Origin of the sequence: Bradyrhizobium sp. CIAT3101 (genome assembly GCF_029714945.1) — a bacterium.
Classification (GTDB): Bacteria; Pseudomonadota; Alphaproteobacteria; order Rhizobiales; family Xanthobacteraceae; genus Bradyrhizobium.
This window is the reverse complement of the sequence record NZ_CP121634.1, coordinates 3,718,535-3,733,820: the sequence shown is the minus strand read 5'-3', so window position 1 is coordinate 3,733,820 and position 15,286 is coordinate 3,718,535. Positions and strand designations below refer to the sequence as shown.

The 15,286-nt window shown below is 62.1% G+C and carries 11 protein-coding genes; 1 reads left to right on the top strand and 10 read right to left on the bottom strand.

Features of this window, described 5'->3' with window-relative positions; genetic code table 11:
• Nucleotides 1-15: 15 nt before the first annotated feature.
• A complete protein-coding gene (locus QA645_RS17500) occupies nucleotides 16-1,143 on the bottom strand; it encodes a glycosyltransferase family 4 protein (RefSeq protein ID WP_283051788.1) in 1,128 nt (375 codons plus the stop codon).
• A gap of 218 nt (nucleotides 1,144-1,361) precedes the next feature.
• Between QA645_RS17500 and QA645_RS17495 the strand changes: the two genes are divergently transcribed.
• On the top strand, nucleotides 1,362-2,150 hold the full coding sequence (locus tag QA645_RS17495) for a polysaccharide deacetylase family protein (RefSeq protein WP_254194238.1): 789 nt from the start codon (nucleotides 1,362-1,364) through the stop codon (nucleotides 2,148-2,150).
• Nucleotides 2,151-2,300: 150 nt separating this feature from the next.
• Here QA645_RS17495 and QA645_RS17490 read toward each other — a convergent pair whose 3' ends face one another.
• From QA645_RS17490 to QA645_RS17450, 9 genes are all read right to left on the bottom strand, one after another.
• Nucleotides 2,301-4,214, bottom strand: coding sequence for a hypothetical protein (locus tag QA645_RS17490; protein ID WP_283051787.1), 1,914 nt, complete (start codon nucleotides 4,212-4,214; stop codon nucleotides 2,301-2,303).
• A 360-nt stretch (nucleotides 4,215-4,574) separates the two neighbouring features.
• Nucleotides 4,575-5,324 carry a ChbG/HpnK family deacetylase gene (locus QA645_RS17485; protein WP_283051786.1) on the bottom strand — a complete coding sequence of 250 codons (750 nt, stop codon included), beginning with the start codon at nucleotides 5,322-5,324 and terminating at the stop codon, nucleotides 4,575-4,577.
• The gene (locus QA645_RS17480; protein ID WP_283053241.1) at nucleotides 5,321-7,063 is read right to left on the bottom strand and encodes an HAD-IIIC family phosphatase; all 1,743 of its coding nucleotides are present in this window, start codon (nucleotides 7,061-7,063) and stop codon (nucleotides 5,321-5,323) included. Before QA645_RS17480 ends, QA645_RS17485 begins: the two co-directional genes overlap by 4 nt.
• Before the next feature lie 273 nt (nucleotides 7,064-7,336).
• Nucleotides 7,337-9,274 carry a right-handed parallel beta-helix repeat-containing protein gene (locus tag QA645_RS17475; protein ID WP_283051785.1) on the bottom strand — a complete coding sequence of 646 codons (1,938 nt, stop codon included), beginning with the start codon at nucleotides 9,272-9,274 and terminating at the stop codon, nucleotides 7,337-7,339.
• Nucleotides 9,275-9,428: 154 nt separating this feature from the next.
• Nucleotides 9,429-10,877, bottom strand: a complete 1,449-nt coding sequence (locus QA645_RS17470) for an undecaprenyl-phosphate glucose phosphotransferase (RefSeq protein ID WP_283051784.1) — start codon at nucleotides 10,875-10,877, stop codon at nucleotides 9,429-9,431.
• Between the two features lie 197 nt (nucleotides 10,878-11,074).
• Nucleotides 11,075-12,097, bottom strand: a complete 1,023-nt coding sequence (locus QA645_RS17465; RefSeq protein WP_283051783.1) for a peptidylprolyl isomerase — start codon at nucleotides 12,095-12,097, stop codon at nucleotides 11,075-11,077.
• On the bottom strand, nucleotides 12,094-12,687 hold the full coding sequence (locus QA645_RS17460; protein ID WP_254132249.1) for a hypothetical protein: 594 nt from the start codon (nucleotides 12,685-12,687) through the stop codon (nucleotides 12,094-12,096). The genes QA645_RS17465 and QA645_RS17460 overlap by 4 nt, the downstream gene beginning before the upstream one ends.
• 2 nt (nucleotides 12,688-12,689) lie before the next feature.
• Nucleotides 12,690-14,480: a putative porin gene (locus tag QA645_RS17455; protein ID WP_283051782.1), complete on the bottom strand. Its 1,791-nt coding sequence runs from the start codon at nucleotides 14,478-14,480 to the stop codon at nucleotides 12,690-12,692.
• Between the two features lie 80 nt (nucleotides 14,481-14,560).
• Complete coding sequence (locus tag QA645_RS17450) at nucleotides 14,561-15,274, bottom strand: energy transducer TonB (protein ID WP_254196270.1); 714 nt, start codon at nucleotides 15,272-15,274, stop codon at nucleotides 14,561-14,563.
• Between the last annotated feature and the right edge of the window lie 12 nt (nucleotides 15,275-15,286).

The window sequence follows — 15,286 nt, the reverse complement described above, 5'->3', positions numbered from 1 at the left end:
AACATCGGCACCGCTTCAGGTCGCGGACGCAAGCTTCCTTGCGGCCGGCGGCGGGCCCGCTGCCGCGAAGTTCAACCCGTCAACGTACCTGCGCGCCGATCGATTGAGGTTGAATTGCGATGCGACCTGGATCGCGGCCTGCGACATCGCCGACCAGCGCGCGGGATCGTCGACCAGCCGCGAAATCGCGGCCGCCCACGGCTCGACCTCGAGCGGGCGCACCAAACCGCAGGCGTCGTCGATCACGAGTTCGTCCGCTGCCCCGACGAATGGAGAGACGATGCATGGCGTGCCGCATTGCATCGCTTCGTTGCAGACCAGTCCCCATGCGTCCGACTTCGACGGCAAGGCGAGCACGCGCGCGGTGGAGAAGACCGACGCAATCTCCTCCGGCGGGACATGCGAAGTATATTCGAATGCGACATCCGCCGCAGAGAGCTGGTCGAGCTCCTCGGGCCTCGACGGACTATCCGCGATGATGCGCACCGACAAGGCCCGCAGGCGTCCCTTCAGTTCAAGCACGAGCTTGACGAAGAAGGGCCAGTTCTTTCGCTCGTCATTCACCCGTCCGCACCACAGCAGGTCATAGCGGCGCCGGGCGAATTCCGGAATGTCAGCTGGTCCGCCCCAGGCCGGAACGATGTTCGCCACGAAGATCTTCTCCGGGTCCGCGCCCTGCTCCACGAAGAAGTCTCTGCCCTTCGCGCTCGCGCAGATGATCGCCCGGCAACGGTCGACGACCGCCGGTCGCGTCAGGCGATGATAGATGCTTTGCGGCATCATGATCGCCCACCCGTCGGTCAGAAACACCAGCGGTTTCCTGTGGACCCGGCTCCAGGCCGCGGCGACCAGCATCGTCGGATAGACACCGTTGATGGCGACGAGATCGGGAGACAGACGGCACAGCGTGCTCCACATCCCCACATTGATATGCGCCGACCTCGATCCGGGCAGATCGAACTCGATTCCGCGAAGCAGGATGTGGTTATACCGTGCGGCGTACCGTTCCGACCACTGGCGGTTCTTCTCCCGGGCGGCACACGATATCACCGTGAGATCGAGCCCGTGACAATCGATCATGTGATTGAAGAGCCGGTTCGTATACGGCGTGACCATGTTGTTGCAGATCGCGATACCCGGCATTGATTCTGCCCAACAGTCGAACTAACAAAGCCGCCAGATTTCAGCTCGCGCATTGGCCGCCGAAGCGGCCTTCGCCGCAGCCTGGGTGTTCCGGGCCGACGATTTTGAATAGTCAGCAACTATAACGACGTGATGACCAATAACATTTGATCGGCTGCGGCTTATGGCTTCGTTGCCTGTCACAATCAAACGAGATTTCGAATGATAAGAATTTTGTCATGACGTATACTGCAACGCGGCTCCGCGCTTCTATTGGCGCGTTTCACAGAGCGTTCCTGCGCCGGCCTCTTCCGGACAAGCTGGCGCTTTATCTCCATTCGTTGAGCGGACGGGCCTCGGCCGTGGAACAGCTGATGCGGCGGTTTGCCGACCTCGGCTACAGCTTCGTCGGCCCGAACGAATTCCTGACCGGATCAGGCCGGATGATCATGCTGACGCTCGATGACAACTACCAGTCATGGTACGCCTGCCTGCCGATGTTCGATCGGCTCGACGCGAAAGCGACCTTCTACGTCAATACCGTTTCGTTTCGTGACCGCGCTGACGAAGCCGAGCTCCGACGGTTCTTTTCAAGTATTTCCGCGGAGCCCGAGCCGACGCTGACTGTCGAGGAATTGAAATGCATTGCCGCGGCGGGACACGTCATCGGCGCGCATACCCACACACACCCGAATTTGGCGGCCATTTCCCTGGAGAAGGCGAAGCACGAGATCAGGACCAGTAAAGCCATCCTGGAAGACATCCTTCTCGAGCCCGTGATCCACTTCGCCTATCCGTTCGGCATGCGCAGGCATTTTTCCTCGCCCTTGAAACAATACTGCTTCGAGATCGGGTTCAAGACCGTCGCAACCGGCCTTCCTGCCCTGCAGTATGTGAAACCGGAGAGTGGCGTTATTCATCGTTCCGTTGTCCAGCTCGATGTGCCGTTCGAGCGGTATGTCGAAAACCTTCAAGTCGATGGGCGGATTTTCGAACGGATCACCGGCCGCAACCCCGTCGCGGTGTGAGTGCGACGACTTTCATCATGCACGGACTTGTCCTGGGCATCGACGTCTTTGCATTCTGACAGCCTGGCGAAGACGTGGATGGCCCGGCCATGACGAGAGCTTCATACCGCTATGGCAGCGCGATTATCGATTGCCAAATGCGCGAACCAATCAAGGCTTGAGAATGAATATCGGCGAGTTTGTCAGCGTGACCTGGTTGCCGGTTATCGTAGTGATGCTACCCGACACATCCTGGTATCGGCTATAGCCCGGACTGAGCGGAAGAACCGTCGGGTTTCCGCTCGAGTCCCAGGCCAGTATCACGGAAGATCCGTCCGCGCGCGTATAGGTCCCCTGCCAGGTGGTGCCATTGTCGATGCTCGGCCGGGCCAGTCGGAGGGTGACGTCGACCGGCTGTCCCGCGCTATAGCCGAACGCAACCGTCGGCACCACGAACGCGCAATACGGGCTCTTGGTGATCGCCATGATCGGATTGTGCTGGAGCGCATAGTCCAACGACGTCGCCGGGGCGTTCTGGCCACTGGTGAAGGTTATAGGTTGCTGAGAGCCATTGTACTCGACGAGGCCGGTCCAGACCGTGACATTGTTGTAGGATCCCTCGATCAGGCTCTGGTTGAAGCCGCCGAACCATTGAGTGCCCTGCACGGACGCGATCGTGCCGGGGGTTTCGAATTCGATCCGGGCAAAAGTACGCGTGGTCGTCGGCGTCCCCTGGATGCGGAAGTCGACAGCGTCGCCCGCGACATTGACGACGTTAATCGCGAGGCCATCGGCGGCAATGACCCGCCAGGACGTCGGGGTCGCTCCGGGAGAGCCGACCATGGCTCCGCTCGCGGAGGGGTTGCTGATCCGGTTCGTGGTCGCTTGACGCGCGACCGGTGTGGCCGGCGTCGTACCGACCAACTGGCCCAGCAAGGCGTAGGCTGTTCCCGTCCCGTTGAGGCTCGTTCCCTGCCCACCCCAGAGATAACCGAGAGCGATATTGTCGTAGGCATACCAGTACGAACGCGCCAGCCCGCCGGCCTGCATCAGCATCGTTGTCTTGACAACATACTCGGCGGACAATTGCCGATTTTGCAGATAGATGGGATTCGTCAGGCAATCCACTGCCTGACAGGACGGGAGCTGTCCGTCGATTCCGTAGTTGTTCTTAAGCCAGACACCAAGGCCGCCCTCGGTGCTCCACACGGCTTCGAGGCCGTAGGTTGAGGCAATGTTCTTGTATTTCTGGATGTCAATGATGGCCTGTTCGCCAAGAAGCGGGTAGCTCGCCGGATCGATAACGCCCAGATAGATATTGCCTTCACCAGTCTGGATGGTGCGCTGGCTCATGAGCGTCTGGTCGCCGAGCTCCGCCCAATTCACCGGATAGCCGTGATAGGCTAGAATGTCCGCGCACGGCGGCGCCGTCGTGCTCCCCGCCGGCGGCACGCTGCACTGCCTGAGAAACTCCATCATCCACGCGACGCCGTCGGTCGCAATCGTGCCGCCCGTGGGATCGGAATAAACAGCCGGCGTCAAGACCTTCGCGGTTGGATCGATACTCTTTATCGTCTGATAGGCCTGCCGCGCCAACGCTACCATCGTCGGAATATCGCCCCTCCAAAAGCCGCCGTCGTTCGGCTCGTTCCATATTTCCCAGAATTTCACCCTGCCGGCGGCATGAGTCACCGCCGCTGAGATCCAGGCTGCCCAATATTGCGTCTGGGGCGCCACACAATTTCCATTAAAGCCCCATGCACATGGACCCGCGCTCGGATTGGACGATGCCCATGCCGGGGAGCCTCCCAGATCGAAAACAACGTCGGCACCACTCGTCGTTGATCTCGCCACGATGGCATCGAAAGCTGTCCAATCGTATTGACCAGGGCCAGCGCTGATGTCCCACCAATTCGCATTGACTATCATGCGGCGCGAGCCGATTGGCAGCGCCGGCCATGGATTGGAATCGCTTAGAATGTGCATTCCGAAATAAGAGAGGGGAATCGGTGACTGGGCTGAGGCGGTTGCGCTCAGAAGCAATATCACAAGCAGTAGGCCAAGTCGGATCAGCAAGGTCGACATCGCCAGCTCCGTGCTTCTCGTTGATCCGTTGACGGAATGGGTTCGAATACGTTCGATGACTGTTCTAAAATGCAGCTCAGCTGTTCGCGATTCCCACACCCATTTCCGTTGCCCGTCTCCGTCTATGGCCTTCCGCTATCGGTCCAGGTCGGACTGACCAGCAAGTCCGCGTGACCGACCGTCAACTCGAAATAAAAAACTCGGAAACTCCCGCCGTTTCTCGACCTTGCGGACGGAGGATCACCGATACGCCCAGCATCGTCGTACGACTCTAGAGTCCGCGGACGACGCACTCTACTTAACATTGTATCATGTTAGCATCATGTCGCCGTGCGGTAACGTTGGTCCACCAGCGCAAAATTAGAGGTCAAGATAACTGATCATGGCCACGTCGCGGCCGAGGACGCCTCTCCAGTCGCCCTCGAGCAGACGCGTCTCATCCGTAAACAGCGGACTGCCGGGATGGCACATCAATTCGACCGTGCCGGTCCAGGGGCACCCGGCGACGACCCGCTCATAGAGCGTCGCAAATTCGGTGAAGGCGTTGGTCGTCTGCGTGGGAACGATCGTGGTGAACGCCGCGTTCCACGCCGTTGTGGCCGCTCGTATCGCCGGTCGCCGGCGGCCGATGTTGAAGATGTTGCGCCTCAGGCGCGCCTTGCGAATGTTGAAGCGGAGCTGGACGCGCTTGAACACGGCGAACAGCGCCGGATGGGTATGGACGTGATGGTGCGAGTCGAGATGCGACACCGGTACGCGCAGGTCGAGAGCGCGCTCGACTTGCGCGCACCATTCCTGGAACACCGCGTCCCTCGTTGCTCCGCTCAACGCCAGCTTCTTGACCCAGCCTGTCGCCAGCGCGCCGCTCTCGTCGCACAAAGCGTCGAGCACGGCACCCCTTGTCAATGGCGGAAATTCAGTGACGTTGAGGTGAACCCCGAACGACGCCCGTGGGAAGTCCTGTAGCCGGGCCACCGCCGCCTCAACGGCCGGCCCATTTGTCAGAATGGTCGCTGAGGTCACGCTCCCGGCTTCGATGAACCGGAAAATGTCCTCGTTCACGACGCGGTCGTACCCGAGATCGTCGGCGTTGACGATCAGGCGCCTCATGCAGCGACTTTGTCGCCGGCCAAATCGCTCGCATCCAGAGCAATCACTGCCCCGTCCTCGAGGTCGGCAGTCGCCAGATCAAGCGCCAGCAGGACCCTGCCCGCTTCTTCCTTCTCGGTCGAGAAGCGCATGTCCTCGAACACCTTCAGCAGCGGCTTGTTCTTGGACGTCGGCCGCAGATCGGCCAGCAGCTTCCGATGTCCACGTTCGCGCGCGCGGCGCGCCAACCAGCCGAACACGCTGTGTTCGACACGCTTCTGCGCCACGCGGCAGGACATGACGAAATCCAGCAGCGTGGGTTGCCCGGCGTCTTCGACGACGCTGGCAAACCCGACGATCCCGTAGTTGCCGAAGCGGTCTTCGCACTCCATGGCAAGGCAGAGATTGCCGGGAGCGCGGAGCAGCCGGTCGAACGCCTCCGCATCGTAACTCCGGCCGGAAAGGTTGAGCTGATTGGTGCGCTCGATCAGTTCGAGGCAGCGCAAGGTCTCCGCGGCGGTCGATGGCTTGAAGATGCGCAGTTTTATCGCGCATGAGCGGAGGAAGTCGAGATAATCGCCCCCGAAGACCTCGCGGGCGCGATCGCGGTGCACTTCGGTGAGATAGGACAGCCGCCGCTGGCGGCTGGCCGACGTCACGGGTACATCGAACTCCGGCCGGTCAAGCACGGATTCGAGGCCCTGCTCCGCATAGACCCGCACCATCGGCAGCGCGGTCCCGACCTCCTGCCTTTCGAAGGGAGAGTCGTCGATCAGCGCGAACGTGTCGATGTTGATGTTGAGGCGATCGGCGATCTGTTGCAGGTTGGCGCTCTTCTGGCCCCAATTGATCGCCGGATAGAGGAAATAGTCGCTCAAACCAAAATTGGCGATGACTGTCATGGCGTCGTCGTGATTGTTCTTGCTGACGACGGTCTGAATGATGCCGCGGGCGTCGAGCTGCTCGATCAACGCGGCGGCCTCCGGTCGCAGCCTGAGCTTGGCAACACCGTCCTCGACGAGGATGCCGTGCCACAGGGTGTTGTCGAGATCCCAGGCGACGCATTTGACCTTGCGTGCCGGGCCGCGCACCTCCCCGCCAACAACCGGGAGGTTCGCACCCTGGCGCAAGGCGACGAAATCAAGCCATGTGAAGATCACCCGAACCTCGTGATCGACTTCAGGCTCAATCGTCAGAAAATACTCCCTTTCGGCGAGATCGTGCGGAAGCGGGACAGGAATGGAGAAGAAGTTCGGTCCCGGCGCCACCTCGACGGCATGGCGAAAGATGGTCGCATCATCGACCCGCAAATTGACCGCCAAGCGAAACGGCGAGCTTTCCGGGCTAAAGCATTCGATGGCGAAGGCGTTGTATTGAGCGTGAGCCCGGCCCAGCCGGCGCAACACCCGGCTGCGCAGCCTGGCCAAGAGGTCATGGGAGACGCTGCGCGTCGAATCGATGTGCCGGATCGCCGCATGGGCCGCGCTCACCGCGCCGCTGGCGGCGGCGTCGAACCGCTCTATCACCTGATGTGACCGGGTCGAGACAAGGCAGCCGGTCAGTTCGGTCTCGAGCTTGGCCCAGCGGCGGAAACGAATGTCGGCGCCGAAGCCGAGCCCGCCAGTCGCGGCGGTGTTACGAACGATACCATAGGCAAATCGCGCACAACGGCCATCGCCGCGGGGAACGTACAGGCGGCACGTCGAATAGCATTGCGGCACGGCGCATTCGACGCAGTGCTCCTGCCAGTGCAGCAGCATCACGCCAGCCACATCCGCCACCGGGAGACGCGAGCGAAATTCCGGGATTGGCGCCTCGGTGCACGCCGAGAGGTCGGCCCGCGCCCATTCAGACTGATACATGCCCTTACTCGACCTCCCCCGAGGCGCGCTGGACGTATCAGCGCCTCAGCGAGGCTTAGTGGAAAAACTTGTCAGCGAGATGACTGTTAACATAACGACTAACACGCTTATCACGAACCGTGATGGCCGCCCGCCGACCCGCCTTCCGAGGCCCCGGAAGGCTTGCGGCGATCATTCCGCCGGTGGACCGCGACGGCCAGCAATGGATTGCGGCGGGCAGGCCTGCCCGTTCGCTTCGTTCAATTTCTGTGGGGTGGTCAGCACCAGCGCGCGCAACGCCGGATCCTCCAGCACCACGCCTGCGCCGCGAACAAATGTGTTTCCGGAAATCAGGTTGTACCTCGGTTGTCCGGGCTGCTCCTGCAGCAGCTCAGCCAGGTGCGGATAGCGCGAGCGGTAGGGCTCGCGGTCATAGGGAACAGCGACGAGCCTGCGGCGAATCTCGGATGACGGATCGTTCACCGAGGCTTTGGCCCAGCTCAGGCCGCGCCCGTCGAGCAGGACCCCGAACTGATCTGCATCGGTGATCGTATTTTCCATGACGATATTATCGCGGCCGCCGCCAACCAGGACTCCCCGCCGCAGGCTCACGATTGCGTTGCGCCAGACGACGATTCCGCTTGCGGCATCGTCGAGGTAAATGCCGCTCACGTCCCGATCGGGTGCCGGCGTAATTCCGTGGATGACGTTGCCGTCGATACAGGTACCGCGCGCGCTCCAGTCCCTGCCCGTGTAGATCGCAGCGCAGTCGCCGCACTCCGACATGGTGCGCGAGATGTCGTTGTGCCGGATGAGATGATCGTTGCCCTGGAAGCCGATCGCCTGCGACGGCCCGTTGCTGAGGACATTGTCTTCGACGACGATACCGACGCCATCGATCCGGATTCCATCCCGTCCGCTGCGGATGCGCCGCCCAAAGCGAAACAGAGTGTTGGACAGGATCCTGTGCCCGGCAGAGACGAGGTTCTGCCGGTCCCCACCCGTGACCCAGGCGCCTTCGTCGCCGGTATCGTGGATCACGGAGTTTTGCAGCAGAAAGTCGTGGCCGCCCTCGACAGCGACCCCGCGCATCCCGGCGTCCGCGACCTGGATGCGATCCAATTGCACGTCGTCACTGTTGACGACCCGGATGGCGTCACCACGCACGCCCAGCACGCTGAGCCCTTCGATCCGCACGTGCCGCGCGCCCGTCATCACGATCGCGTTGGTCAGGATCGAGGCCTGAATGGTTCGCGCGTCGTTGACGGGCGCCCAGACCGCGAGCACGCGATTGGCGCGATCGAAATAGAACTGATTGGGCGCGCTGAACAGAGTTGGCGGGCCTTCCAGCGCGGCGAAATCGCGCCATCTCGGTGGGTAAGAGAATGGGCGAACGGCCCGGATGACACCCGAGACGGGATCGACATCAGCTACCTGTACACGCTCGTAACCCCACTCGACGCCGGGAAATCCCGCGAACCAGACGTCGGTGCGACCGGCAACGGCGGAAAGCGGCGCGTCACGGATCACGACCCGCGATCCATCGACGGCGCGCATGATTTCCGAATAGCCTGTGGCGGGCCACCGGGCCGGGCTCAGGGGCGTATCGCCGAGGAAGAATTCCATCTCCGCCGCATGGCGCGGCAGCGAGTGCCCTCGCGGCAGCTCCACCCCGAGATCAGGAAACTCGGATTGCGGCAGAGCGTAATATTTTATCTTGCCGCGCGCGATCGCGGGAAGCTGGTCTTCGATGTCCTTCGCCGGAGGAATGATACTCTCGACTTTTTTCCAGCCGACGAGGCGCACGTCTGCACCAGGCTTTGCCTTGAGCGTGATCCCGCCATCGCCTGCGAGGCGCGCATCGATCACGATAGGCTTGTCCAGATCATAGGTTCCAGGCTGCAATTCGAGCTCGAGCGGCGTCGCGGCATCGGCAACGCGCCGCCTGGTGGCTTCCTCCAGCGCGGCGCCCAGGCTCAGGGGTCCATTCGGCGACTGGCGTGTGTCGGTGCCACCGTGGGGAGCGACCAGCAGTCGCTGCGGCTGCCGATCGGCCTGGACCGCTTCTTCGCCAACCGACGAACCAACGGTCGCGAGCAACGCCCACACCGCGATCGATGGTGCAGCCATGACCAATCGTCGGAATAACATGTGGTCCAAACCTTGGATGTGGTCCCGATCACCGCGCGGCGCGGAGAGCCGTTGCGCGCGAAACTAGCCAGCCGTGGCTACTACATCAAATGAATGACAGTCAGTCATGATGCGCGACTTGAAACCGGTCCGGTCAATACGCATTTTGCGCCCGGACCAGTTCAAAAACCGTCCTCAGGATGATCCTGATATCGAGCACAACGCTCCAATTATCGATATACCAGAGATCCAGCGCAATTCGGCGTTCCATGAGCTCCAGTCGCGGCGTACCGCCTCGATATCCGTGCACCTGCGCCCAGCCTGTAATTCCCGGCTTCACGTGGTGGCGAAACGAATAGTTCGCGATCATGCGTCCGTACTCGTAGTCATGGACCAAGGCATGCGGACGCGGCCCGACGACGGACATATGCCCTTGCAGCACGTTCAATAATTGAGGGAGTTCGTCGATGCTGGTCGAGCGGAGCACACGTCCCACGCGGGTGACACGTGGATCGCTTGTCGTGGCCTGCACCACGGCAGCGCCATCCTCCTGGACCTTCATGGTCCGCAGCTTGTAGATGGTGAAGGACCGGCCATTGAAACCATGGCGCTGCTGCCGGAAGATGATTGGCCCACGTGATTCAAGCTTGATCGCAATCGCCGCCGCGAACAACAGCGGCGTCAGCAACATCAGCGACGTCGCACCGACCGTCACGTCAAGCATCCGCTTCACCCCACGCTCAAGCGTGGTCAGTGGGGTGCGCTGCAACTCGACCATATACAATCGCTGCGGCATCGAGGTCTGGCGCTGAAGCACCGTCGACACCGCGCGATCGGGAAGCAGGCGAACCGGAAGCGGGACCGCCCTCAACTGATCGAGCAGCCACTGAATGTCTTCCGGGCCCGACCACGACAATGCGAGGACGATCTCCTCTGCCGCGGCCTCCCGTACGCGATCCAGCACCGTTTCGGCGTACGCTTTCGATTTCGAGGACGGCGGCAAGAATACGCGCCCGACTTCATCCAGACCGAACCTGACCAGAAGATCGCGCCGCCCGAAACAAGCCAACTCGCCTTTCGTTCCAATCACGATCGCCCGCCGGCCGCGAATGGCGCCTGTCATCAAAGCCGCACGCAGGCGACGCTTGGCCAGCCTCCGTGCGAGAACGAGACCGATCCCTCCAAGAACGAACAGGCAAACGATCGCGCCGCGCGAGGTTTCCGCACTGGACTTGAAGAGAAACAGGATGACGGCGAGAACCGGAATTGCCACGCTCCAGCAGGTCCAGATCCGCCCGCTATCGTACTCGCGCTGGAGCAAATCGTTCAGCCGATAGAGACCAAGACAATGCGCCGCGAGCACATAGGCCAGGCTCGCCACCAAACCCAAGCCAGCACAGACGCCGGGATCGCCGGTCCCGGCGCCGAGCACGCCGTGATATAACAAGCCACCCAACGCGCCCGCTGCGACGATGACCAGGACGTCGGCCAACGCGAAAAGCGGCTCGATCAGGCCGAACGGAACGCTGATGCGCGGCCTTGATGCACTCTCGAAGGTTGTCGACGCTTCGATTGCGTCGCTTCGGTCGGTTACGTCGGTCACGGCCCACCCGTTTTAATGGCGTTCCCGCGTAACACGTCGTTCATATCATAATTATGATACTTACCCAATTATTAACGCTGTGCACACCAGGGTAATTTCCGCCAACGTCACCCAGAACCGTCGGATCCAGAGCGGATGCCCGGCACAATACGGCCGGGCCCGTTGGATCAAGCCCGGCATGTGTTCTGCCGTGCGCACTAACGCGCCGGCTGCGCCTCTGACTTTGTCTGGAGTAGTTTCGACAGCGCGATTTCGTTCACGACCGGCGGGGTTTGCTTAAGCAATTCCGTCACATAGGCGCGGCGGTTGGCCTCGACGCGTTCAGCCCGCATGCGCTGGATCAGCGCGTCCCTCACCTCCGCATACGGCCGGGTGTGGGCTGCCTCGGTATCCAGCAGCTTCACGATGTGCCAGCCGTCGTCGAGCCGGACGGCGTCGGTGATGCCTGACTTCGGCAGTCCCGTGACCTGGCCACGAATTTCGCCGCGCAGATCAGGCTCGTTCACCCAACCGATGTCGCCGTCATGCTCCGCCGACACAGACTCGTCCGATGAGCTACGCGCAATCGCTGCGAAATCTGCGCCCGGCTGCTTGACCTTCTTCACGACGTCATCGAGCTTCTTCCGCGCGGCGTCCTCGGCGGCCTTGTCCGCATCCTTCGGCACGGCGACCAGGATCTGGGCCAGGCGGAACCGACGCGGGACGAGCAACGCGCTCGCGTTGGCCTCGTACACGCCCTTGATCTCGGCCTCGCTCGGGAAACTGTCCGGCGGCGTTGTCACGGATTGGAGATAGCTCTCGACGATCAGGCTTTCGCGGGCGCGAGCCAGCTGGTCGACGACGGCCGGCTGCTGCTCCCATTTCTTGGCCATCGCCTCCTTGAGCACGAGGCGATTGGCGAGGATCGCCCGCACCGTCTGGCTGAGCAGAGCCGGATCGCGTGCCAATGCGGCCTGCTGGCGCGCATCAAGCAGCTGGATCGTCGCACGCACCTGGTCCGCCGTGACGTCGCTGTCACCGACCCGCGCGATGACCTCGCCTGCCTTGGCCACGCCCGAAGTCTCCTCGGCGGCCGCCGGCCGCGTGGGAGCTGCCGGAGCGGGGCGCGCTGGCGTCGGCGTCGGCTGCGGAGCGTTGCGGGTCTGGGCCATGGCCACGGACGAGGTCGCAAAGAAGAGCGCGCCCGCAAGCATGGCGGTCTTGAATGCATCATGGGTCATGGCTTGGCCTTCTGTTCGATGATCTTGTCGCGGTAGTCCTGGGCGGCATTCTGATGCTCGACGCGCTTCAAACCAAATACGGGATCGTGGTCGAGAACCTTCTCGAACGGATCCATCGCCTCGTATTTGGTCACGACCTCGTTGGCCGTCTTCACGAGCTGAACGTTCTTGGCCTCGCAGGCCTTGGTGCTTGCCTTGAATGCGGTCGCTTCAGCCTCGAACTTGGCGCGCTCGGCATCCTTGGCGCGCGCCACGCCGGCCGCCTCGGCATAGGCGACCTTCCACTTCTCGAGGGAATCATCACGCTCGGTGAGACGCTCGTTGAAGTCCTTCACGGCCTGGCGATAGGCTTGCTCGGCTTCCTTGACCTGGGCTCGATAGGCCTCGTTCTGCTTACGCAGACGTTCTCGTTCCTGCTCGGCTGCCGTCAGCTTGGCCTGGAGAGCGGCACGCTGGTCTTCGGCCGCACGCGCCTGCGCGGTAGCGGACCGCAACGCCTCGCGCAGACGATCGCCTTCCTGGTCCGCATGCGCGGTCGAGCAGACCATCAACCCCAATGCGACCAGGGAGGAAACACGCAACAGCCGCATGATCAGAACCTCGCGTTGAGATCGAGCTGGACGACGTCGACGGCGTAAGGCAGCCCGGCAATGCTGTTGGCGCTCATCCAGCGCACTGAAGCCCAGACATTCTCGGCGAGGCCGACATTGCCGCCGATGAAGTAACCCTTGAGATTTGTGCCGCCGAGCCCGAAATCGGAATCGACGAATGCGTCGACCGTTGCGTCCGACTGGAGATATTTGTAGCCGACATGGGCATTCCAGTCCCAGAGATGCTTGATCTCCTTGTCACCCACGGTGAGACGCGCGAGCCAACCCTGGTTGCCACCGTTGAAAGGGCCAGCCGCGCCGGTCGATGTACCGGCAAAATTGTTCACCGCAACGGCTGCCACGGCTGCGCGATCGAATGCCGTGTTCCAGACGTATTCCGCATCGAGAGTAATGTGGATCGGATTGAACTGGGCGAAGTCGAGCTGGGCACTGGCGACAACCGGCCGGAAGTCGGTAGCCAGCCCATAGAACTGGTAGTCCAGCGTGGTGACGGGCGTCGTCAACGTCGGAATGTCGCGTAGCCGCATGTAGGTGTTGCCCTTCTGCGCGAACAGGGGACGCAACAAATCTGTGTCGCAGCTGTCAATGACGGTAATGACCAGGCAGGAGCTCGACAGCTTGCCGCGCAGGTTGGTGAAGTCGTAATAGGCCACCGCCAGTTTCAGGTTGGTCTCGGGATCAAACCTGGCGCCGAAGCCGGTCTGCGCACCCAACAGCCATCTATCGCGGCTGGGAGACTTGATCGGTCCGTTCAGGTCGACGGTGTTGAGCCCCGCATTCAAATCTGTGTTGAAGATCGGAAAGGCACCGCCGACAAAGAAGGGTGTGAAGCCCTCGTCGACTTCGTGCTTGGCCTGGATCGCAAATCCGTCGAAACCGAGATCCTTGTACCAGGCGAGATCGGTCGGCGACCAGAACGGGTTGTCGAACCGGCCGACAGTGGCAACGAAATCCTGCACCGGCTGGTACCTGATGAAGGCGCGATCGAGCCAAAGCGCGTATTTGGAGAAATTCCCGCCATTCCCGCCAAACGTCTGGTTGGTGGAGACCGGTGAGCTGCTATCGCCCGTTGCGATCCGCAGGCCCGCCGAGAAGCCGTCGGACAGATCGACGTCGGCGCCAAGACGGGCGCGGAAGCGGAAACGGTTTCGATCCTGGGTCACGTTGTAGAACGGCGGGAAATAGAGATTGGGTGGGAAGTTGCCATTCTCCTCTTGAAACGGGTTTCCCGTGTTGATCGCGTTGTAGTTCTCCTGCGGCAGGTTACCAGCGGGAAAATGATCACCTTCATATCGCGCACGGATGTCGCCGTAGAACCGAATCCGCTGTGCCCATTCCGGATATTTGCCTGGAGACGCCCAGTTCTCCTTCTCCGCCTTCGCCATGACCTCGGCGCGAATTTCGTCGCGCAGCTGTTTCTTGACGATCTCGGGGACATAAGTGACACGCTTCGTGCCGGGCGGAGAGACCGCGTCCGTCGCGGTCGTGGCTGCCTTCTCGGCACCCTCCGCTTTGGTCGTGGCGTCGCGCGTCGCCTGGCGGGCGACATAGGCCTCGTCGTCAGCCTGCTTGATCAGAGCCGCAGCCTGATCCTCGCTCAGCGTGCCCTGCTTCACCAGGAGGTTGATCAAATTGACGGTCGCATTCGACGACGGCGGTGCGTCGCGCGAAACGGTGGGACGCTTGCCCGTCGGTGTATCGTCCTGGGCCGACGCGGGAACGGAAAGCGCAAGCAGGATAGCCGCGGTTCCCGCAAGCTGTCGCTTTGTCATCTCTGCACGCCACATAGCATCAACCCTTCTTCACTCTTCAACTCGTTTGCGGCGACGGCTCTCGCCGTTCCGCCCTCTTCTCACCCCGGACTATGCGCCGTGACTTGCATCACGATCGGCATCGGCATTTCCTTCGGCGGCGGCTCACGCAACGTCATGCCGTTGAGCACCTGGTCGCGGATCACGGCGTCGAGCTCGTTGTTGCCGGTCGAAGACACCAGCTGCACGCGCGTGATCCGGCCGGTCGCGTCCGGCCACAACCGGACCCTGACCCGCATCACGGCGTGACGCGTCTTGTCGTTGGCGCGCAGCGCCGCCTCGATCTGGGCCTGCACGATGCTCGCGTACCAACCCCATTTGCTGCTGCCACCACCACCGCCGCCACCTCCGCCGATCAGGCCGCCCTTGCCGCCCTTCAGCGTGCCCGGCCCCGCCGTGTTGGCTTCGAGCGAGGGCGGAGCGTCCATCGGCGTGTCGGGCGCATCCGGCGGCGCTTCCTTGGGGATGTCGACCGGCTTCTCCTCGATCATCTCCTGCTTGACAGGAGTCTGCTCGACCACCTTGTCCTCGGGCTGCTTTTCCGGTGGCGGCGGTGGAGGCGGAGGTGGTGGCGGCGGCAAGATCATCGTGACCTGGAGCTCGTTCACCTTGCGCGGCGGATTCTTGTCGCCGCTCATCAGCACCATGATGCCGCCGACCATCAGCGCGATGACGAGCAGACCGCCACCGCCCAGCAGCAAATAGCGCCGCCAGGCCGGTCCTTCGTTTTCCTCGTTGGTGTCGCGCGGGTCCATCGGCGTTACATG